This window comes from Peptoniphilus grossensis ph5, from assembly GCF_000311825.1.
Taxonomy (GTDB): domain Bacteria; phylum Bacillota; class Clostridia; order Tissierellales; family Peptoniphilaceae; genus Peptoniphilus_A; species Peptoniphilus_A hominis.
Genome location: NZ_HE978566.1, coordinates 257,847 through 276,226 on the forward strand (window position 1 = coordinate 257,847; position 18,380 = coordinate 276,226).

The following is an 18,380-nucleotide window of genomic DNA, read 5'->3' on the forward strand; positions in this document are numbered from 1 at the left end:
GATTAAAATGAAAAAATTGTTAGCTACAATTTTATTTGCCATCACCCTAGTCTTTAATGTCTATGCCTTTGACAAGGGCGAGATGTCTTACAATGTCTATGACGAGACTAATACACTTAGCCAGGAGTCCATTGATTATCTCAACAAGACCACTTATGATCTTAAAAAGAAAACTGGTGGAGAAATTGCCGTAGTAATTGTTAATGACTTGGAAGGCTATTCACTGGAAGAGTATGGAACAAGGATCTTTAACGACATAAAAATTGGCGAAAGGGGCAAGGACAATGGTGTCCTCATGCTTGTGGCACTTTTAGATGAAGACAACAGATTTGTCAGAATCGAGACGGGCTACGGGTCTGAAGGCTTTGTACCCGATGCCTATGCCTCAAGAATTATAAGGGCAATGGGAAAAGTTGTCTCTGAAAATGAAGGTGACAGACCCTTTGAAAAGGCAATCCTCGAAGGCTATGCTCAGCTGATAAAATTATATGAAGATGAATATGGAGTGGACATTGTGGCGAGAGAGCCACAGGAAGAAATTGATTATTCTGAGGGTAATTTAGATGAGGACAGTCCTCTCGTGACAATCTTTCAAATAATTATACTTCTTTTTATTCTTGCATGGATTCTTAAGGGTACTAAGGGAGGCGGCTCTGGTGGAAGTAGCTCTGGAGGCAGAAGAGACCGAGGTCCTGTAATCTTTTGGGGACCAGGAAGCTTTGGCGGAGGCTTCGGCGGATCATCAGGAGGTGGCTTCGGTGGCGGAGGCTTTGGAGGCTTCGGCGGCGGAGGATCCTCTGGTGGCGGTGGCGCCAGCGGAAGATTTTAAGTAAAAGAGAAGATTAGAGAAAAAACTCCAATTAAAATAATTTGATGGAGAAAATATATTAAGAGAGAATGCCTACCCATGACGCAAATAAAGTCCTGGGAGGCTTCTTTTTTTGTAAATTTTACAAAATCGAAGAGGAAGTAGCCCATGTAAAAGAGAAATATCCAAGGAATTATTGGAAAATAATCGCCTGAATAAAAATTTTCACCAGGCAAACCCAGGAAAAATAAATTTAAACTGTAAAAAGATTTTGGGACAAGAACTTTTCCAAAGAAAATACTTCCGTAATATATTTTTTTAAGTGTGACAAATAAAATGGTGTTAATAATAAGTCCAAGCCTTGGATTTATTTTTTTTATGTAATTTTTTAAGACCATGTGAATTAAGCTTGCTGCCGCAAAAAAGTGAATAATGCCAAAGTAAATTGCATCTTCTCTAGAAAAAATATAAGAGCCGAGGGTTATTAAGATAGAAAGTCCCGTCAAAATCAAAAATTTTTTCTTAAAATTATTGGAAAAATTTGTTGAGTAACCTGAAATTAAAATAAAGGAAATGCAAATATATTGTTGGTAGTAGTAAAAGTCGTGGTTAAAGTTAAAACCGTAAAAATTTTCAAGATCAAAGAGACCGTGAAAAATTATCATATTTATAATTGTAAAGCCGCGTAAAAAATCTATGGCATTGTATCTTTTTTTTCTAGTATCCATGTAACACCTCTGGAAAAATTATAACACAAATTGGAAAAGGGCAAGCAAAAGGAAATTTATAAATGAAAAATAAAAAGTAATTTGAGTAAATTATATTTAACAAAAAATTTACTTTATTAAATAGCCCAAATCTATTGACATTAATATCTTTTACAATTATACTCTAATGAGTTTAATAATTTAAGTAATTTGTTTAATATTATAGGTGATGGAATGGATATTGGAAATAAAATAAGAGATATGAGAATTGAAAAGGGTCTTACCCAGGAAGAACTGGCTGATAGGTCAGAACTCACTAAGGGCTTTATTTCACAAATCGAAAGAGACTTGACATCACCATCTGTTGATTCTCTTTTGGATATTTTGGAAGCCTTGGGCACAGACCCTTCACACTTCTTTAAGAGAGAAGAAAATGAAAAAATTACTTTTAAAGATGAAGATTTTTTTGAAAGTGAAAATGAAGATCTTGGCTATGTACTTGATTGGGTTGTACCCAACGCACAAAAAAATCAAATGGAGCCCATGCGAATAAAAATTTTGCCGGGTGGTCAGTCTAAAGAGATTCCTCCCTACGAGGGGGAAGAGTTTGGCTATGTCATAAGAGGGAGTGTAACTCTTATTTATGGCAATGAACAATACAAGATTAGGAAGGGCGAAAGTTTTTATTTTAAGGCAAACAGCCCTCACTATTTAAAGAATGATGGCAAGCTTGAAACTGAGATTTTGTGGATTTCGTCTCCACCAAATTTTTAGGCGGTGAATTATGGAAAATTATGTAATTGAATTAGAAAATGTGACAAAATCTTTTGGCGACAATGTTATTCTAAAGGATTTTGATTTTAAGGTTAAAAAAGATGAATTTTTAACGATTTTAGGTCCATCTGGCTGTGGAAAAACAACGATTTTGAGACTTATTGGTGGCTTTGAAGAGCCTGATGAGGGAAAAATTCTTTTTAATGGAGAAGATATTACTAATAAGGAGCCCTATGAGAGAAAAATCAACACAGTTTTTCAAAAATATGCCCTCTTTCCACACATGAATGTCTACAACAACATTGCCTTTGGTCTAAATATTAAAAAAATGGACAAAAAGATCATAAAGGAAAAGGTAAAAGAAGTTTTAAAACTTGTAAACCTTGTTGGCTTTGAAAATAGAGAAATTGAATCTCTATCTGGTGGACAGCAACAGAGAATTGCCATTGCAAGAGCTCTTGTAAATGAGCCAGAAGTTCTCCTTCTTGACGAACCTCTTGGAGCCCTTGATTTAAAACTTAGACAGGCAATGCAGATTGAGCTTAAAAGAATTCAAAAAAGTGTTGGCATTACTTTTATATATGTAACTCACGACCAAGAAGAGGCACTTTCCATGAGCGACACTGTTGTCGTCTTAAATAATGGCGAAATTCAACAAATGGATAGCCCACTAAATATTTACAACGAGCCAAAAAATGCCTTTGTTGCAGATTTTATTGGCGAATCAAATATTATTAATGCCAAGATGCTTAGTGACTTCAAGGTAAGATTCTTAGATTACGATTTTCCTTGCGTGGACAAGGGTTTTAAGGACATGGAAGATGTTGAAGTAGTTGTTAGACCTGAAGATGTGCTTTTAGTGGACGAAAACTATCAAATTGAGGGCACAGTTACAAGTCTTGTCTTTAAGGGTGTTCACTACGAAATGACTGTAGATGTAGATGGTTACTCCATGCTTGTGCAATCAACGGAAAAGAGAGAAGTAGGGGAGAAGACAGGCATAATTATTAAGCCTGACCTAATCCATGTAATGAGGTTGATATGAAAAAATTTTCACTAATTTATTTATTTTGGGGACTAATTTTTATTGTACTGCCACTATTTTTAATACTTGCTCATGCCCTCAATGCCAATACAGATTTGTCTGATTTTGTCTTTACTCTTGACAACTTTTCAAGGTTTTTTGAGCCTTTATATGTAAAGATTTTAATTACTTCACTTATTCTTGCTGGACTTTCAACTATTTTATGTCTTATAGTTGGCTATCCAGTTGCCTATATTATTTCAAAGATGAGTGAAAAAGTTAGAAATAATATGATTTTAATTTTTATAATTCCCATGTGGATGAATTTTCTTTTGAGAACTTACGCCTGGCTGACTCTTCTCGGCAACAAGGGACTTATAAATAAATTCATTGGACTCTTTGGACTGGGACCTTGGGACCTTATGTATAATTCAAAGGCAATTATGATAGGCATGGTTTATAACTTCTTGCCCTTTATGGTTCTTCCAATTTACACAGTCCTCCTAAAGATGGATACAAAACTAATTGAAGCAGCCAAGGACCTTGGAGCAAATGACTTTGAAGTTTTCACAAAAGTTATTTTTCCACTGTCACTTCCTGGCATTTATACAGGCATAACTATGGTATTTATACCGGCAATTTCTACTTTTGTAGTGCCTAACCTACTGGGCGGAAACAACTTCTACCTAATAGGTAACTTAATTGAAAAACAATTTACCTTCACAGGAGATTGGGGCTTTGGGTCAGCAATTTCCATGGTATTAATTCTCATAATGCTTTTGATTTTAGTTGTGCCAAAATTATTTAACAAAAAAATTAAAACTGGAGACTTGGGAGGCGATATATTTTGAAAAAAATAATAGATAGAATTTATTTATTTTTGATATTTGTATTTTTGTACGCTCCCATAGTAATTCTCGTTGTCTTTAGTTTTAACAATTCGAAGCTAAGAGGATCTTGGGCAGGCTTTACCCTAAAGTGGTACAAGCAACTCTTCAATGACCCGGCAATTTTATCCTCACTTTGGACTACAATTCTTGTGGCAGTGGTGGCGACAATAATTTCCACAGTAGTGGGGACAATTTCTGCTATAGCCATAAATGAGCTGAGAGGCTTTAAGAAGGACGCAATCTTAAATATAAATTATCTTCCAGTAATAAACCCCGACATAGTGACAGCTGTGGCTCTAATGGGTTTGTTTGGACTCTTTAATATAAGAATGGGATATACAACTATGATTATTTCACACATAGTCTTTTGCATTCCCTATGTAATTTTGTCAATTTTGCCAAAATTAAATCAATTGCAAAAAAACACTCTTGAGGCAGCCCTAGATTTGGGTGCCACGCCAACTTATGCCATTCTTCATGTGGTAATACCACAGATAAAACCTGCAATACTAACGGGAGCCTTGATGTCCTTTACACTTTCCATTGACGATTTTGTAATTTCCTTCTTCAACACTGGACAGGGAGTTTCAAATTTATCAATTACAATTTATTCCATGGCGAGAAAGGGAATAAATCCGTCAATAAATGCAGTATCAACGCTTATGCTAGTATCTCTTTTAGTTTTACTTGTAATAATTAACAAGAGAAGCGAAAAAAATAAAAAAATTGAGGTGGAAATATGAAAAAAATAATTTTAGCCCTATCAGTCTTAATGCTTTTGACTTTAAGTGCTTGTGGCAAAAAGGACCAAGCTAAGGAAGAAATTTATGTTTACAACTGGGGCGAATACATCGACCCATCTATTTTAAAGGACTTCCAAAAGGAAACAGGAATAAAGGTAAATTACGACACTTACGCTTCCAACGAGGACCTTTACATTAAGATGACCCAATCACAAGACAAGTACGATGTAATTGTGCCAAGTGATTATATGATTGAAAGACTTATTAAGGAAGGCTTGATTCAAGAAATTAATTTCGACAACATTCCAAACTTTTCTGGAGTTGAAGACATTTTAAAAAATCCAAGCTTTGACCCAGAAAATAAATACTCTGTGCCTTACTTCTGGGGAACTGTTGGAATTGTCTACAACAAAAGTGAAGTCAAGGATAAAGTTGACTCATGGGATATTTTGTGGAATGAAAAGTATAAGAACCAAATAATTATGTATAATTCACAAAGAGATACTCTAGGTATCGCCCTAAAAAGACTGGGCTACTCACTAAATTCAACAGATGAAAAGGAACTTGAAGAGGCAAAAAAATCTCTCATAGAGCAAAAACCACTTGTATATGCCTACCTTGATGACGATGGAAGAGATGTAGTTGTTCAAGGCGACGCAAACCTATCTGTAATGTATTCAGGCGATGCCCTTCTCATGATGGCACAAAATGAAGACTTAGATTATGTAGTGCCAAAGGAAGGTTCAAATATTTGGTACGACTCCATGGTTATACCAAAAAATGCAAAAAATGTTTCTGGAGCAGAAAAATTTATAAATTATATGCTTAAGCCAGAAGTCCAAGCAAAAAATGCAGAATACTGCGTGGGCTACACTTCACCAGTTAAGGGGGTAAAAGACCTTCTTCCTGACGAAATCAAAAACTCCAAGGTTGCCTATCCAGACTTTGATTCACTTCCACCACTTGAAGCTTTTAAGGATCTTGGCGACTTTATAAAAGTTTACGATAGGATCTGGACAGAAATAAATGCTTCCAATCTTTAATATGCTAATAAATTTGTTTATTTTAGGACCCTTATGTGATATTATATAGTATAAGCGAAATGTTTTCATAACGGAGGTTTAAAATGAACAAGAGAATAAAAAAGCTTGTAATATTTGCAATTTTCTTATTAGTACTTATGTTATTTTCTCTAACTGCTTTTTTTAGTAAGTCTCTTATGTGGCCAAATTCAAATGTAGAAAGAGAATTTGACGGAATTTTATTTAACAATTCCGATGGAGTAGAAAATCTTCAAGTTGCAAGATCTGTGGTAAAAGAAGGTAGCGAAAAACTCATAAAATATGACATAAAATTTTCTTATGCAGGCGAAGATTCAACTGCAAGAATAATGGGCACACCTACTAGACAAATTTTCTTTGGCGAAGGAGTAAACTTTAGCAAGTCAAAGGTAAAGCTAAAGGGAGACTTCGACAAAATCAATAAATCACTTTTTGAAGAAAAATTAAAACTAAAAGTTAAAGATTTTTACAACAAAACTGAAAACAAAGATTTTAAAGCAGTGAGTGAAGTAAAATTAGATTTGTCAGAAAAAGTTGGAGAATATGCCTTTGAAGTTTATTACAATCCAAACCCACTATATTTTTCTGGTGGACAAAAAGTTGAAGACGCATCTATATTTGTAACTAATGCAAAGGTAGAAAACTGGACAGAAACGACAAAATCAACAGACAGCGTAAAGGAAGCCTACACAAATTCAGGTTACTATATAAATAAATTGGAACTAATCGACCAAGGCTTGATAAATAAAATTTCTCTAATCAACACAATTTCAACAGTTGCCTTTTTAGTTTTGACACTTCTTGTAATTGCACTAATCTGGTTAGGCAAGGGAAGCTTCCCAATTTATCTTGGAGCACTATTTATCATGATCCCAGCCTTTTACAGGTTTATGGACAAGGGAACAAGTAACCTTGGAGTATTAATAATTTATCCAATATTAGGATGTCTTGCATCTATTGCAGCAAGATTTTTAGCAGCAGATGATGACCTAACTTTTGGCACAAAGGAAATGAAACAATCACTAGCATTTTTGTTAATGTACTTTGTAGCTTCACTAGTATTATTTATGATACCAAGAGTTTTCATAGGATAAAAAAGAATAACAAAAGATTATTAAAAGCTCAACCTAGTTGGGCTTTTTTTGTATAAACAAAGTATTTTAAGCTATTAACCCAAAAATATTGTGATATAATATGAATATAGGGAGGGGTATTATGGCTACAAAAAGTTTTTTAAAAACAATTAACTTAAAAACAAAAAGAGATACAAGTAATTTCTTCTACGCTTTAGATAAGGCTATAAAAAAGCCTGACCCTAAAGTAAAATTAGATAGAGAAGTACAAACTTTAAAGGCTGAAGATTTGGAGAAGTACTTTAATGATAATGAATAAATCAAAATTATTTGAGGTAAATTTAAGAGATTTTTTAGATGCTAGAGGAGAAGAAGAGACTCATGATCTATTAAATAGTTTTGATTCAAAATATAATGAAGATGTGAATTACTTTTTAAAAACTAAAGCTGAAGAGTTTGGAAAAAGAGGCTTAGCTTCTACTTATCTAGTTTTTACAAAATATAAAGGTAACTTAGAATTTTTGGCTTATTATTCTCTTGCTATGAAGGCTGTTGTTATTAAAAGCGATGCCAGAATTTCTAATAGTTTGAGAAAGAAGATTAACACATATTCAAACTTTGAACCCAAGTTAAAAAGTTATATTATGTCTTGCCATTTAATTGGTCAACTTGGTAAAAATTATAATATAAGTGATGATTCTCTTATTTCAGGAAGTGAATTATTAGAATTAGCCTGTAGAAAAGTTAGAGCAGCACAAGAGATAAGTGGAGGTAAATTTGTTTATCTTGAATGCGAAAATGTTAAAAGTTTAATTAATTTTTATGAGAATAATGGATTTACTATTTTTGGTGTAAGAAAACTTGATAAAGAAGAAACTAATTTAAATGGTAAATACTTAGTTCAATTGATCAGATATTTAAAATAACTGCATTTTTTTGCAGTTATTTTTTTATGAGAAGATTTGTGAAAACTTTTTCTAAAAATTTTTATTTTTTATATGAAATTGAAATTAGTGGCGCAATAATATATAATTTAATTAAATACAAATAGGAGGATTTATTTATGAAGAAGAAATTTACTTTACTTGCAGTGTTATTGATGGCAATGACACTTGTTGCTTGTGGTGGCGGAAATAAAAAAGAAGCTAACAATAAGGCTGAAAACGCTACTAAAGAAGAAAGTACAGAAGCTAAAACTGATGTAAATGTTGGTTTTGTTACTGACGAAGGTGGAGTTAACGACCAATCCTTTAACCAAGGTGTATGGGAAGGACTTCAAAAGGCACAAAAAGAACTTGGAATCAAGGCTGAATACATTGAATCTAAGGACACTAAGGACTACACTCCAAACTTAGAAACTTTTGCTGATCAAGAAAAGAATTTAATCGTTGGCGCTGGTTTTAAAATGGGTGGTAACGTAGCTGAAGCTGCTGGAATGTATCCTGAAATTAACTATGCAATAGTTGATGTTGATGTTACAGTTGATGAAAAGGGAAACAAAATCGAAGCTCCAACAAACCTACTTGGAATTATGTTTAGGGCACAAGAACCATCTTTCCTAGTTGGTTATATTGCAGGTATGACAACTGAAACTAACAAAGTTGGCTTTGTTGGTGGTCAAGAAGGAAACATCATCTGGGGATTTGAATATGGTTACAAGGCTGGTGTTGATTATGCAGCTAAGGAAAGAGGAACTGAAATCGAAGTTCTTAGCCAATATGTTGGAAACTTCTCTGATGCACAAAAGGGTAAATCAATCACTGCTACTATGTACCAAAACGGTGCTGATGTAGTATTCCACGCAGCAGGTGGAGCAGGCGAAGGTGTTATCGAAGCAGCTAAAGAAGCTGGCAAGTGGGCAATTGGTGTTGATAGAGACCAAAGCGACAGAGCTCCTGAAAATGTATTAACTTCTGCAATGAAAAATGCCGATGTTGCTGTTTACCAAGTTGTAAAAGAAATGCAAGAAGGCAAATTTGAAGGTGGAAGAACTATTGAACTTGGTTTAGCTGATGACGGAGCAGTAGGTATTGCACCAACATCTGATAAAAATGTTAAGCCAGAAGTTTTAAAGAGCGTTGAAGAAATCTCTAAGAAAATTGTTTCTGGCGAAATCAAAGTTCCTTATAACGAAGAAACTTACAATGAATACAAATAATTTTTGACAAAGTTTTTTTAAGTCATCTCATTTTTATGAGGTGGCTTTTTTCTTGCAATTTAATTCAAAAAATCATAAATCTTTGGTATAATTTACTTAATAAAACAAAGGAGCGTTTGTCTTGGAAATTGATAACAAAGATTTAGTCGTTCGCATGGAAAATATCACAAAAAAATTTGGCGATTTCGTTGCAAACGATGGAATTGATCTTGATATTAGAAGGGGTGAAATTCATTCCCTTCTTGGAGAAAATGGTGCTGGCAAAACTACTCTTATGAATATGCTTTACGGCATGAGCTCTCCTACATCAGGTGATATTTATATAAACAATGAAAAAAAAGAATTTAAGGATCCCAATGATGCAATCAAGGCTGGCCTTGGCATGGTTCACCAACATTTTATGCTAATCGAGCCCTTCACTGTTGTTGAAAATATTATTCTGGGCATGGAACCCATGAATGGCATCAAGGTGGACATAAAAAAGGCAAGGGAAGATGTCATTGCTCTTTCTGAGAGATATGGCTTTAAAATCGATCCCGATGCCAAGATTCAGGATATTTCTGTTGGTACACAACAAAAGGTTGAAATTTTAAAAGTCCTTTATAGGGGTGCTGATATTTTAATTTTTGATGAGCCAACAGCTGTTTTGACGCCTCAAGAAATTACGGAGCTTATTGAAATTATAAAAAACCTTTCTAAGGAAGGTAAGTCAATTATAATTATCACTCACAAATTAAAGGAAATTAAGCAAATGGCACACAGGTGTACCATTATAAGGCGTGGCAAGAAAATTGAAACTGTAAATGTTTCTGATGTAACTGAATCAGAACTTGCAGACATGATGGTTGGTAGAGCTGTTCATCTTGATGTTGACAAAAAAGATGTGGAAGCTGGCGAAACTATTCTTGAAATCAAAAAATTGTGTGCAAGAGATTTTAGAAATGTAAAAAAATTAGATGATCTTGATTTAGATGTAAAAGCTGGGGAAATCCACGGAATAGCTGGCGTTGATGGCAACGGTCAATCTGAACTCATTGAGACTTTAACTGGTCTAAAGTTAGCTGAAAGCGGCTCAATTATTTTTAAGGGCGAGGAAATTTTAAACAAGAGTCCAAGAGTAATTATTGAAAAGGGAATCAATTCAATTCCAGAAGATAGACAACTTAGAGGTCTAGTTTTAGATTTTAGCGTTGCAGAAAATTTAATTTTAAAAAATTATTACAAGGACCAATACTCTAAAAAGGGAATTTTAGATTTTAAAAAAATTGAAGATAACGCCAAAAAACTCCAAGATGATTACGACATAAGACCTAGGAATATAGATAGACTGGCAGGAGAACTTTCTGGTGGAAATCAACAAAAGGTAATCCTCGCAAGAGAAATTTCAGGAGACCCAGATCTTTTAATTGCGGCACAACCTACTAGGGGTCTTGATGTTGGTGCCATTGAATACATTAGAAACTTTTTGATAAATCAAAGGGACAAGGGCAAGGCAGTCCTTCTCATTTCCTTTGAACTAGATGAAATAATGGCTTTATCTGATAGAATTTCTGTCATCTACAATGGCAAAATTTTAAAAACTTTTGATGCTAAAGAAACTAATGAAAGTGAAATAGGACTATACATGGCAGGAGGTAAAAATGAAGAGAAATAGATTTTTATATACAGTGCTTGCCATTGTACTTGGTATTATTATTGGCTCCATTATTTTAATAGTAAGTGGAACTAACCCAATTGAAGCTTACAAGGTTATATTTTTCGGCGCCTTTGGCAAGCCAAAATATATTTCCTGGACAATTGTAAAGGCAGTGCCACTAATCTTAACAGGACTTTCCGTTGCCTTTGCCTTTAACACAGGACTATTTAACATCGGCGCAGAAGGTCAATACATTGTTGGCTCAATTGGAGCCCTAGTTGTTGGTCTACTTTTAGACTTGCCACCAGTCCTTCACGGTCTTGTAGCCCTTCTTGCAGGTGCTCTTTGTGGCTATATCTGGGGAGCCTTAGTTGGCATCTTAAAGGCAAAATTCCAAGTAAATGAAGTTATTTCTTCAATTATGATGAACTGGATTGCCTTTTACCTTAGCAACTATCTTTTAAGTTTTCCATTACTTAGAAACATTGAGTCAGACAACTCCTATCCAATTAAAAAAAGTGCCTCTATAAAAATTCTTGGCTCTTGGAAGGCAAGTGAGGCGGGAAAGGCAGTCTTGGCAAATAATAAATTTTTGAGAGATATTTTAAATCCGCCAGTGAATTTTGGAATTATTATTGCCATTATAGCTGCAATAGTAATTTGGTATATCCTCAAAAAAACTACCCTTGGCTATGAACTTCGTGCCGTTGGCTTTAACCAAAAGGCAGCAGAATATGGCGGCATTAGCATTAATAAATCCATAGTTACATCTATGGGAATAGCAGGAATTTTGGCAGGACTTGCAGGAGCAATTACAGTTCTTGGAGTCTCTGGAAACATTGGAATTATGGCAGGGCAAGAAGGCTATGGCTTTGATGGAATGGCTGTGGCACTTATTGCTGGCAACAATCCTCTTGGTACAATCCCAGCTGCACTTTTATACGCAGGCCTAACTTATGGGGGAGGAAAACTAACAACTATTGGCACTTATTCCGAAGTTGTAAATATTATTGTGGGCATAATGATTTTATTTATTGCCATGCCTAAACTTTTAGATATGATTAGATTTTTCTTTACTAAGTGGACGAAGAAAGACTCAAACACTTCAGGTGGAAATAAGAAAAATGTAGAAGGAGGAGCAAATGAATAGTTCACTATTAAGCTTAGCAAGTATTTTATCAATTACACTTTTATATTCAGCTCCTCTTATTTATACAGCTCTCGGTGGAGTTTTATCTGAAAACGCAGGAGTTGTAAATATTGGACTTGAAGGCATGATGTCCATAGGAGCAGTAGTTGGCTCTATTGTGGGATATTATCTTGGCAATCCTTGGCTTGCCTTTTTGTGTGGCGGACTTGGTGGAATGTTAGTTGCTCTTCTTCATGCTATAGCTACAGTAAATTTTGCAGCAGACCATGTTGTAAGTGGTATTGCCATAAATTTAATTGGACCAGGGCTTTCACTTTTCCTTTGCAGACTTTTCTTTGATGGAGCTGCCATGTCAAAGTCCATAAACTACGAAGATAAACTTCCAGTTTTGTTTGCCAATGTATTTAAGGGCGGCTCAGGTAAGGGCATCACAAGATTTTTGGACATAGTTTTTTCACAATATGTTTCAGTTTATCTTGCCTTTGTCCTTGTCTTTATAGTTTACTTTATTCTCTACAAGACAAGACTTGGACTAAGAATAAGAGCTGTTGGTGAATACCCTAAGGCAGCAGAAACTCTTGGTGTTGACGCCTACAAAATAAAATATATCTGTGTCCTTGCCTCTGGATTTTTGGCTGGACTTGGTGGAGCATCCATGTCTCTTGCAGTAGTTTCCAATTACAGAGAGACACTTATATCAGGTCAAGGCTTTATTGCCCTTGCAGCAGTAATCTTTGGTGGATGGAGACCACAAGGTGCCATGTTAGCCTGCCTATTATTTGGCTTTGCCCAAGGTCTATCAGTTTTCCTTGGCTCCATTGGCATAAAAATCGACACAAATTTACTTTCAATGATCCCTTATGCAATAACACTTATTGTATTAATTGTCTTCGTTAAAGGATCAAGAGCCCCATCAGCAGATGGACTTCCTTATGAAAGAAATAATTAATAAAAAAATATTAATAAAGATAAAAATTTTCTCACGATTAAAAGTCGTGAGATTTTTTTGCAAAAAATTATAAGAGATGACTTAAGAAATGTAAAATTTTGTGGCAAAAATAAAAAAGTTTTCAGAGAAAAATAAAAATTATTTCTGCAAAAAATAAAAAATTTTAAAAACTAAAATTTAAGATTGACTACTTTCTCACCTTGTAAAAGATTTCCCAAGTCTAAATTTTTAAGTAGAATCATATACTTTAATTAAATTTAGTGTTATAATTATAACAAAAGGTAAAAAATTAGGCATAAGCCGAATAAGGGGTGAAGTTTTATGAGTTCAAGAAATCTCACTTTTTCCGTAGGTGGAGTTCACATGGACGAACACAAAACTTTGACAGAAAAGATTGCAATTGAGAGGATGCCAAGTCCTAAGATTGCCTACATACCTATGTCACAACACATTGGAGCACCTTGCTCACCAGTTGTGTCAAAGGGCGATTCTGTTAAGGTTGGACAAATGGTGGGTAATTCTGATGCTTATATATCAGCTGCTATACACTCTTCTGTATCAGGTACAGTTAAAGAGATTAAAAAAATGTACACAGCTGATGGAAGGTATTGTGATTGTGTCGTTATAGAAAACGATGGCAAAGACGAAATGACTGATGACCTTAAATCTTTTAAAGATTATAAGGATCATCCAATTGACGATTTAATTCCTTTTATTAAAGAAAAGGGTGTCGTTGGTATGGGCGGCGCTGGTTTCCCTCTTCACGCAAAATTAAAAGGTGAAGACCCAGTGCTTGATGAATGTATAATAAATGGGGCAGAATGTGAGCCTTTCCTCACTTGTGACCACAGAATTATGCTAGAAAGAACTGAAGAAATATTAGAAGGACTAGACATCTTCTCATATTTTTACAACAAGGATGTTTCCTACATGGCAATTGAAGAAAATAAACCTGACGCAATTGCTAAGATGGAAGAAGTTATAGGGAAAAATCCTAATTGGAGTCACTTAAAGGTAGTTGGATGTCAAACTAAGTATCCACAAGGTGATTCAAAGAGACTTTCTGAAGCCGTTGTTGGAAGAATTGTTCCACAAAATGGTGTAACAAATGATGTTGGAGTTTTCCTAACAAATGTTGGTACAACTCTTGCATTTTATGAAGCAATGATAGAAGGAAAGCCTTCTTATGAAAGAGTAATAACTGTTTCTGGTTCTGGAATTAAGGAGCCAAAGAATATTCTCGTTAAAATAGGTACTCCTGTTGGAGATATTTTAGATTTCTGCGGAGGAGTAAAGGAAAACTTTAAAGAAATTATTTGTGGTGGTCCTATGACTGGTAAGTCAGTATTTAGCCTTGATGCACCTGTTACAAAGACTACTTCAGGTATTTTAGTTTTCACCGAAGAAGAAGTTACAGAAAGAATTGAATCTCCATGTATTAGATGTTCAAGATGCGTAGATCACTGTCCAGCAAATATTAATCCAACTGATATTAATCATGCAATTTTAAAGGGCGATGTTGATTTATGTAGCGCTTTACACGCTGACCAATGTATGGAATGTGGTATATGTTCCTTCGTTTGTCCAGCAAAGAGACATCTAAGTGCATCTGTTAAATTAGCTAAACGAGAAATCAGAGCTAATCAAAAGAAATAGGAGGGATCAATTTGGAAAATAATAAAATAACTAAAGATCCGATGACAGTAAATGAAGCTCGCTTCGTTTCACTTGCTCCTCACATTAGGGCAAATGACACTGTTAGGAAGATTATGCTTGATGTAATCATAGCGCTTGTTCCTGCAATGATTGCTTCCGTATATTTCTTCGGAATTAGGTCAATTCTCTTGATTCTAACTTGTGTAGTAGCTTGTATGGCAACTGAGTATGTAACTCAATCTGCACTTAAAAAGACTGTACAAATAAGGGACTTGTCTGCTGTAGTAACTGGAATTTTGATTGCACTAAATATGCCTCAATCTTTCCCACTATGGATGGCAGCTTTCGGATCCGTTTTTTCAATCTTAATAGTAAAAGAATGTTTTGGTGGTATTGGATTTAACTTTATGAACCCAGCTCTTGCTGCAAGACTTGTACTTATGGCATCATGGCCAAAACAAATTACAGGTTATATTTCACCTGAATTATTAAAACAAGGTGTAACTGATTTAGATTCAATAACTTACGCTACACCACTTCAACTTATAGCAGCTGGAGACTTTGCAAATCTTCCTCAAATGAAGGATATGTTTATTGGAAACATTGGCGGAGTAATTGGAGAAACTTCAGCAATTGCACTTTTAATAGGTTTTGTTTATTTAGTAGTTAGAAAGGTAATTTCTTGGGAAATTCCAGTAATTTATGTTGCAACTACTGCAGTATGTCTTGGAATTTTAGGTATTCCTATGAATATAATTCCTTACGAATTATTAGCAGGTGGTTTATTACTAGGTGCTATATTTATGGCAACTGACTACACTACAAACCCAATAAACAGAAAGGGAAGAATAATATTTGCCCTTGGCTGCGGTATTTTAACTGCAGTAATAAGAGTAAAGGCATCTCTTCCAGAAGGTGTTTCCTATGCAATATGTCTTATGAACCTTGCAACACCTTTAATTGACAAGCTTACAGTAACAAGTGCTTATGGGGAGGCGAAGTAAATGAAAGAACCAGTAAAATTTGGAATTATACTTTTAGTTTTCTGCGCCCTATCTGCAGGACTTTTGGCAGTTGTAAATAGTTTTACTGCTCCAGTAATTGCAGAAACTGAACTAAAAAATACACTTGCATCTTACGAAGTTATCTTTGGCGAAAATGCAGATGGCTTTGAAGAATATGATCAAGAAAAATTATCTTCAATAAAAGAAAAATATCCAACTATTGAAAAAATCTTTGTTGCAAAAAAAGGCGACCAAGTTGTTGGATACGGTGTCAATGTAAAATCAAATGGTTATGGTGGAGCTATGGTCAATGCTCTAGGATTTTTACTTGATGGAGATAAAATCGCTGGATTTAGAAATATTTCCAATGGTGAAACAAGTGGATTCGGTTCAAGAATCACAACTGATGAATACTATCCATCTTACGAAGGAAAATCTGCAACAGGTCCTCTAAAACTTTCTAAGGATCCAAAGGCTGAAGATGAAGTTATGTGGCTTACATCAGCAACAATCTCATCTAAGGGTGCCCTAGCAGGTTCCAACGATGCCATTCAGGTTTATGACGAAGTTTTAAAGAATGAATAAGGAGGATTAAAATGAAATTATCTAAAGTATTCTTAGACGGTGCTTTTAAAAACAACCCCGTATTCATCCAACTTATAGGGCTTTGTTCAACACTGGCTATCACAAATAACTTAACAAACTCATTGGCAATGGGAGTTGCAGTTACTTTCGTACTAATAATGAGTAACGGAGTAGTATCTGCACTTAGAAATATAATACCTGATAAAATAAGAATTCCTTGTTTTATAGTAGTAATTGCCACTTTCGTAACATTAGTACAAATGATACTTCAAGCTTATTCACAACCAATTTATTCAGCACTTGGTATTTTCTTACCACTAATCGTAGTTAACTGCTGTATCCTTGGTGAAGCTGAAGGTTTTGCTTATAAAAATGCCCTTGTTCCATCAATAGTTGACGGAATTGGAACAGGCGTTGGATATACTATTGCCGTACTTGCAATGGGTCTTGTTCGTGAATTTTTCGGATATGGCACACTATTTAATGTTAATATTTTGCCAGAATCTTATCCAGGAATTGGAATTATGGGAGCTCCAGCAGGTGCCTTCATACTTCTAGGATTTTTAATTGCAGGATTTAAACTAATGTTAAACAGGAGGGCAGACTAATGTTAGAAAGTATTATTACGATTTTAATTTCAACAATACTTGTAAATAATTATGTTTTTGCTCAATTCTTAGGAATTTGTCCCTTCTTAGGTGTATCTTCCAAGACAGAGACTGCCCTTGGAATGGGAGTAGCCGTTACCTTTGTAGTTGTACTTGCATCTGCAATCACATGGCTAATTCAAATTTTTGTATTAGATAAATTTGGACTTGAGTATTTACAAACAATTGCATTTATTCTTGTAATTGCATCACTAGTACAATTTGTAGAAATGTTTATTAAGAAGTCATCACCTTCACTTTACCAAGCCATGGGTGTATATCTTCCACTTATTACTACAAACTGTGTTGTACTTGGTGTAACAGTTTTAAATGTTCAAAATGGATATAACTTAATAGAAACAATATTTAGCGGATTTGGAGCTTCAATAGGTTTCACACTTGCACTTGTACTTATAGCTGCACTAAGAGAAAAATTAATGCTAGCAGATGTACCAAAGGCACTTCAAGGAGTTCCAATTGCACTTGTTAGTGCAGGCCTAATGGCAATTGCATTTTCAGGTTTCGGCGGATTGGTATAGGAGGTAATTATGGAAATGAGTACAGTACTTACCCCAGTCTTGTTTTTGGGAATTGCGGGAGCCTTTTTTGGAGTAATTCTTTCAATAGCATCAAAGGTTTTTTATGTAGAGGTAGATCCAAAGGTCGCTGAAGTTAGAGATGTATTGCCAGGAGCAAACTGTGGAGCTTGCGGCTTCCCAGGTTGTGATGGTTTAGCAGAAGCCATCGCCAATGGAAAGGCACCAGTAAATGGTTGCGTAATTGGTGGTGCAGACACTGCAGAAAAAGTCAGTGCAGTAATGGGCGTTAACGCAGGAAATGTAGAAAGAAATATTGCCTGTGTACTTTGCCAAGGAGACTGCAACAAGGCAAAAAATAAATACGATTACAATGATTTAGTTGACTGTAGATTAATTTCAGACTATCAACAAGGAGCAAAGGCATGTAACTTTGGTTGCTGCGGCGGTGGCACTTGCGTAAGTGTCTGCGAATTTGACGCAATTCACATGGTAAATGGAGTTGCAGTAGTAGACAAGGAAAAATGTGTTGCCTGCATGAAGTGTATCAACATTTGCCCTAAAAAAATCATTGCACTTAGACCTTACAAATCAAAGACAGTTGTTGAATGTAAGTCTCTTGATCCAGGAAAAGTTGTCAGAACTAACTGTTCAATAGGTTGTATCGGATGTGGAATCTGTGAAAAGAACTGTCCTAAGGATGCAATCCATGTAGAAAACAACCTAGCATCAATTGACTATGACAAGTGTATCAACTGTGGAATCTGTGTTTCAAAATGTCCAACAGGAGCAATTTATTGCGAATATCCTGAAAGAGTTGAAAAGATGAAACAAAAAGAAAAAGAAAAGAAGGAAAAAGAAAGACAAGCAAAACTTGCAGAAGCCCAAGCTAAAAAAGCTCAAGCAGAAAAAGAAAAAGTTAATGCTTAATCTTTAAAATCTAAACTAAGAAACTGTCGTGCAAGCGGCAGTTTTTTCT

General features: G+C 35.0%; 20 protein-coding genes. 19 read left to right on the forward strand and 1 reads right to left on the reverse strand.

The annotated features are described in order from the left end of the window. Positions 1 to 7 precede the first annotated feature (7 nt). The gene (locus HGPG_RS10585) at positions 8 to 829 is read left to right on the forward strand and encodes a TPM domain-containing protein (RefSeq protein WP_019124213.1); all 822 of its coding nucleotides are present in this window, start codon (positions 8 to 10) and stop codon (positions 827 to 829) included. On the opposite strand, the gene HGPG_RS01165 is transcribed toward HGPG_RS10585, so the two are convergent. Next, positions 826 to 1,536 (reverse strand): heparan-alpha-glucosaminide N-acetyltransferase, encoded by a 711-nt coding sequence (locus HGPG_RS01165; RefSeq protein ID WP_019124214.1) that lies wholly within the window; start codon positions 1,534 to 1,536, stop codon positions 826 to 828. The two genes, HGPG_RS10585 and HGPG_RS01165, sit on opposite strands and share 4 nt — an antisense overlap. Positions 1,537 to 1,749: 213 nt before the next feature. On the opposite strand from HGPG_RS01165, the gene HGPG_RS01170 reads away from it, so the two are divergent. The 18 genes from HGPG_RS01170 (at position 1,750) to HGPG_RS01250 (ending at position 18,331) form a co-directional block, all read left to right on the forward strand. Continuing rightward, the gene (locus HGPG_RS01170) at positions 1,750 to 2,289 is read left to right on the forward strand and encodes a type II toxin-antitoxin system RelB family anti-toxin (protein ID WP_019124215.1); all 540 of its coding nucleotides are present in this window, start codon (positions 1,750 to 1,752) and stop codon (positions 2,287 to 2,289) included. Positions 2,290 to 2,299: 10 nt separating this feature from the next. Then, complete coding sequence (locus HGPG_RS01175; protein ID WP_019124216.1) at positions 2,300 to 3,334, forward strand: ABC transporter ATP-binding protein; 1,035 nt, start codon at positions 2,300 to 2,302, stop codon at positions 3,332 to 3,334. Beyond that, positions 3,331 to 4,164, forward strand: a complete 834-nt coding sequence (locus HGPG_RS01180; RefSeq protein WP_019124217.1) for an ABC transporter permease — start codon at positions 3,331 to 3,333, stop codon at positions 4,162 to 4,164. The genes HGPG_RS01175 and HGPG_RS01180 overlap by 4 nt, the downstream gene beginning before the upstream one ends. After that, entirely contained in the window at positions 4,161 to 4,946 is a 786-nt protein-coding gene (locus HGPG_RS01185) for an ABC transporter permease (protein ID WP_019124218.1), read from the forward strand. Before HGPG_RS01180 ends, HGPG_RS01185 begins: the two co-directional genes overlap by 4 nt. Next, positions 4,943 to 5,989 carry an ABC transporter substrate-binding protein gene (locus tag HGPG_RS01190; RefSeq protein WP_019124219.1) on the forward strand — a complete coding sequence of 349 codons (1,047 nt, stop codon included), beginning with the start codon at positions 4,943 to 4,945 and terminating at the stop codon, positions 5,987 to 5,989. Before HGPG_RS01185 ends, HGPG_RS01190 begins: the two co-directional genes overlap by 4 nt. An 83-nt stretch (positions 5,990 to 6,072) precedes the next feature. Beyond that, a complete protein-coding gene (locus HGPG_RS01195) occupies positions 6,073 to 7,101 on the forward strand; it encodes a hypothetical protein (protein WP_019124220.1) in 1,029 nt (342 codons plus the stop codon). 121 nt (positions 7,102 to 7,222) lie between these two features. Continuing rightward, a complete protein-coding gene (locus HGPG_RS10195; protein WP_019124221.1) occupies positions 7,223 to 7,399 on the forward strand; it encodes a hypothetical protein in 177 nt (58 codons plus the stop codon). Further along, entirely contained in the window at positions 7,392 to 8,006 is a 615-nt protein-coding gene (locus tag HGPG_RS01200) for an N-acetyltransferase (RefSeq protein WP_036731359.1), read from the forward strand. Before HGPG_RS10195 ends, HGPG_RS01200 begins: the two co-directional genes overlap by 8 nt. Positions 8,007 to 8,143: 137 nt before the next feature. Then, a complete protein-coding gene (locus tag HGPG_RS01205) occupies positions 8,144 to 9,238 on the forward strand; it encodes a BMP family ABC transporter substrate-binding protein (protein WP_019124223.1) in 1,095 nt (364 codons plus the stop codon). Positions 9,239 to 9,359: 121 nt separating this feature from the next. After that, complete coding sequence (locus HGPG_RS01210) at positions 9,360 to 10,892, forward strand: ABC transporter ATP-binding protein (protein ID WP_019124224.1); 1,533 nt, start codon at positions 9,360 to 9,362, stop codon at positions 10,890 to 10,892. Then, positions 10,879 to 12,024: an ABC transporter permease gene (locus tag HGPG_RS01215; protein WP_019124225.1), complete on the forward strand. Its 1,146-nt coding sequence runs from the start codon at positions 10,879 to 10,881 to the stop codon at positions 12,022 to 12,024. Before HGPG_RS01210 ends, HGPG_RS01215 begins: the two co-directional genes overlap by 14 nt. After that, the gene (locus tag HGPG_RS01220; protein ID WP_019124226.1) at positions 12,017 to 12,973 is read left to right on the forward strand and encodes an ABC transporter permease; all 957 of its coding nucleotides are present in this window, start codon (positions 12,017 to 12,019) and stop codon (positions 12,971 to 12,973) included. Before HGPG_RS01215 ends, HGPG_RS01220 begins: the two co-directional genes overlap by 8 nt. 321 nt (positions 12,974 to 13,294) lie before the next feature. Further along, the gene (rsxC, locus tag HGPG_RS01225) at positions 13,295 to 14,629 is read left to right on the forward strand and encodes an electron transport complex subunit RsxC (protein ID WP_036731170.1); all 1,335 of its coding nucleotides are present in this window, start codon (positions 13,295 to 13,297) and stop codon (positions 14,627 to 14,629) included. Between the two features lie 11 nt (positions 14,630 to 14,640). Then, positions 14,641 to 15,633: an RnfABCDGE type electron transport complex subunit D gene (locus HGPG_RS01230; protein ID WP_019124228.1), complete on the forward strand. Its 993-nt coding sequence runs from the start codon at positions 14,641 to 14,643 to the stop codon at positions 15,631 to 15,633. After that, positions 15,634 to 16,218: an RnfABCDGE type electron transport complex subunit G gene (locus tag HGPG_RS01235; RefSeq protein ID WP_019124229.1), complete on the forward strand. Its 585-nt coding sequence runs from the start codon at positions 15,634 to 15,636 to the stop codon at positions 16,216 to 16,218. A gap of 11 nt (positions 16,219 to 16,229) precedes the next feature. Next, positions 16,230 to 16,826 (forward strand): electron transport complex subunit RsxE, encoded by a 597-nt coding sequence (gene rsxE / locus HGPG_RS01240; protein WP_019124230.1) that lies wholly within the window; start codon positions 16,230 to 16,232, stop codon positions 16,824 to 16,826. Continuing rightward, entirely contained in the window at positions 16,826 to 17,404 is a 579-nt protein-coding gene (rsxA, locus tag HGPG_RS01245) for an electron transport complex subunit RsxA (protein WP_019124231.1), read from the forward strand. Before rsxE ends, rsxA begins: the two co-directional genes overlap by 1 nt. Positions 17,405 to 17,413: 9 nt before the next feature. After that, on the forward strand, positions 17,414 to 18,331 hold the full coding sequence (locus HGPG_RS01250; protein ID WP_019124232.1) for an RnfABCDGE type electron transport complex subunit B: 918 nt from the start codon (positions 17,414 to 17,416) through the stop codon (positions 18,329 to 18,331). The last annotated feature ends 49 nt before the right edge of the window (positions 18,332 to 18,380 follow it).

Coding starts and splice junctions, on each gene's coding strand:
- HGPG_RS10585 (WP_019124213.1), top strand. CDS start 8: ATGAAAAAATTGTTAGCTACAATTTTATTTGCCATCACCCTAGTCTTT.
- HGPG_RS01165 (WP_019124214.1), bottom strand. CDS start 1,536: ATGGATACTAGAAAAAAAAGATACAATGCCATAGATTTTTTACGCGGC.
- HGPG_RS01170 (WP_019124215.1), top strand. CDS start 1,750: ATGGATATTGGAAATAAAATAAGAGATATGAGAATTGAAAAGGGTCTT.
- HGPG_RS01175 (WP_019124216.1), top strand. CDS start 2,300: ATGGAAAATTATGTAATTGAATTAGAAAATGTGACAAAATCTTTTGGC.
- HGPG_RS01180 (WP_019124217.1), top strand. CDS start 3,331: ATGAAAAAATTTTCACTAATTTATTTATTTTGGGGACTAATTTTTATT.
- HGPG_RS01190 (WP_019124219.1), top strand. CDS start 4,943: ATGAAAAAAATAATTTTAGCCCTATCAGTCTTAATGCTTTTGACTTTA.
- HGPG_RS01195 (WP_019124220.1), top strand. CDS start 6,073: ATGAACAAGAGAATAAAAAAGCTTGTAATATTTGCAATTTTCTTATTA.
- HGPG_RS10195 (WP_019124221.1), top strand. CDS start 7,223: ATGGCTACAAAAAGTTTTTTAAAAACAATTAACTTAAAAACAAAAAGA.
- HGPG_RS01200 (WP_036731359.1), top strand. CDS start 7,392: ATGAATAAATCAAAATTATTTGAGGTAAATTTAAGAGATTTTTTAGAT.
- HGPG_RS01205 (WP_019124223.1), top strand. CDS start 8,144: ATGAAGAAGAAATTTACTTTACTTGCAGTGTTATTGATGGCAATGACA.
- HGPG_RS01215 (WP_019124225.1), top strand. CDS start 10,879: ATGAAGAGAAATAGATTTTTATATACAGTGCTTGCCATTGTACTTGGT.
- HGPG_RS01220 (WP_019124226.1), top strand. CDS start 12,017: ATGAATAGTTCACTATTAAGCTTAGCAAGTATTTTATCAATTACACTT.
- rsxC (WP_036731170.1), top strand. CDS start 13,295: ATGAGTTCAAGAAATCTCACTTTTTCCGTAGGTGGAGTTCACATGGAC.
- HGPG_RS01235 (WP_019124229.1), top strand. CDS start 15,634: ATGAAAGAACCAGTAAAATTTGGAATTATACTTTTAGTTTTCTGCGCC.
- rsxE (WP_019124230.1), top strand. CDS start 16,230: ATGAAATTATCTAAAGTATTCTTAGACGGTGCTTTTAAAAACAACCCC.
- rsxA (WP_019124231.1), top strand. CDS start 16,826: ATGTTAGAAAGTATTATTACGATTTTAATTTCAACAATACTTGTAAAT.
- HGPG_RS01250 (WP_019124232.1), top strand. CDS start 17,414: ATGGAAATGAGTACAGTACTTACCCCAGTCTTGTTTTTGGGAATTGCG.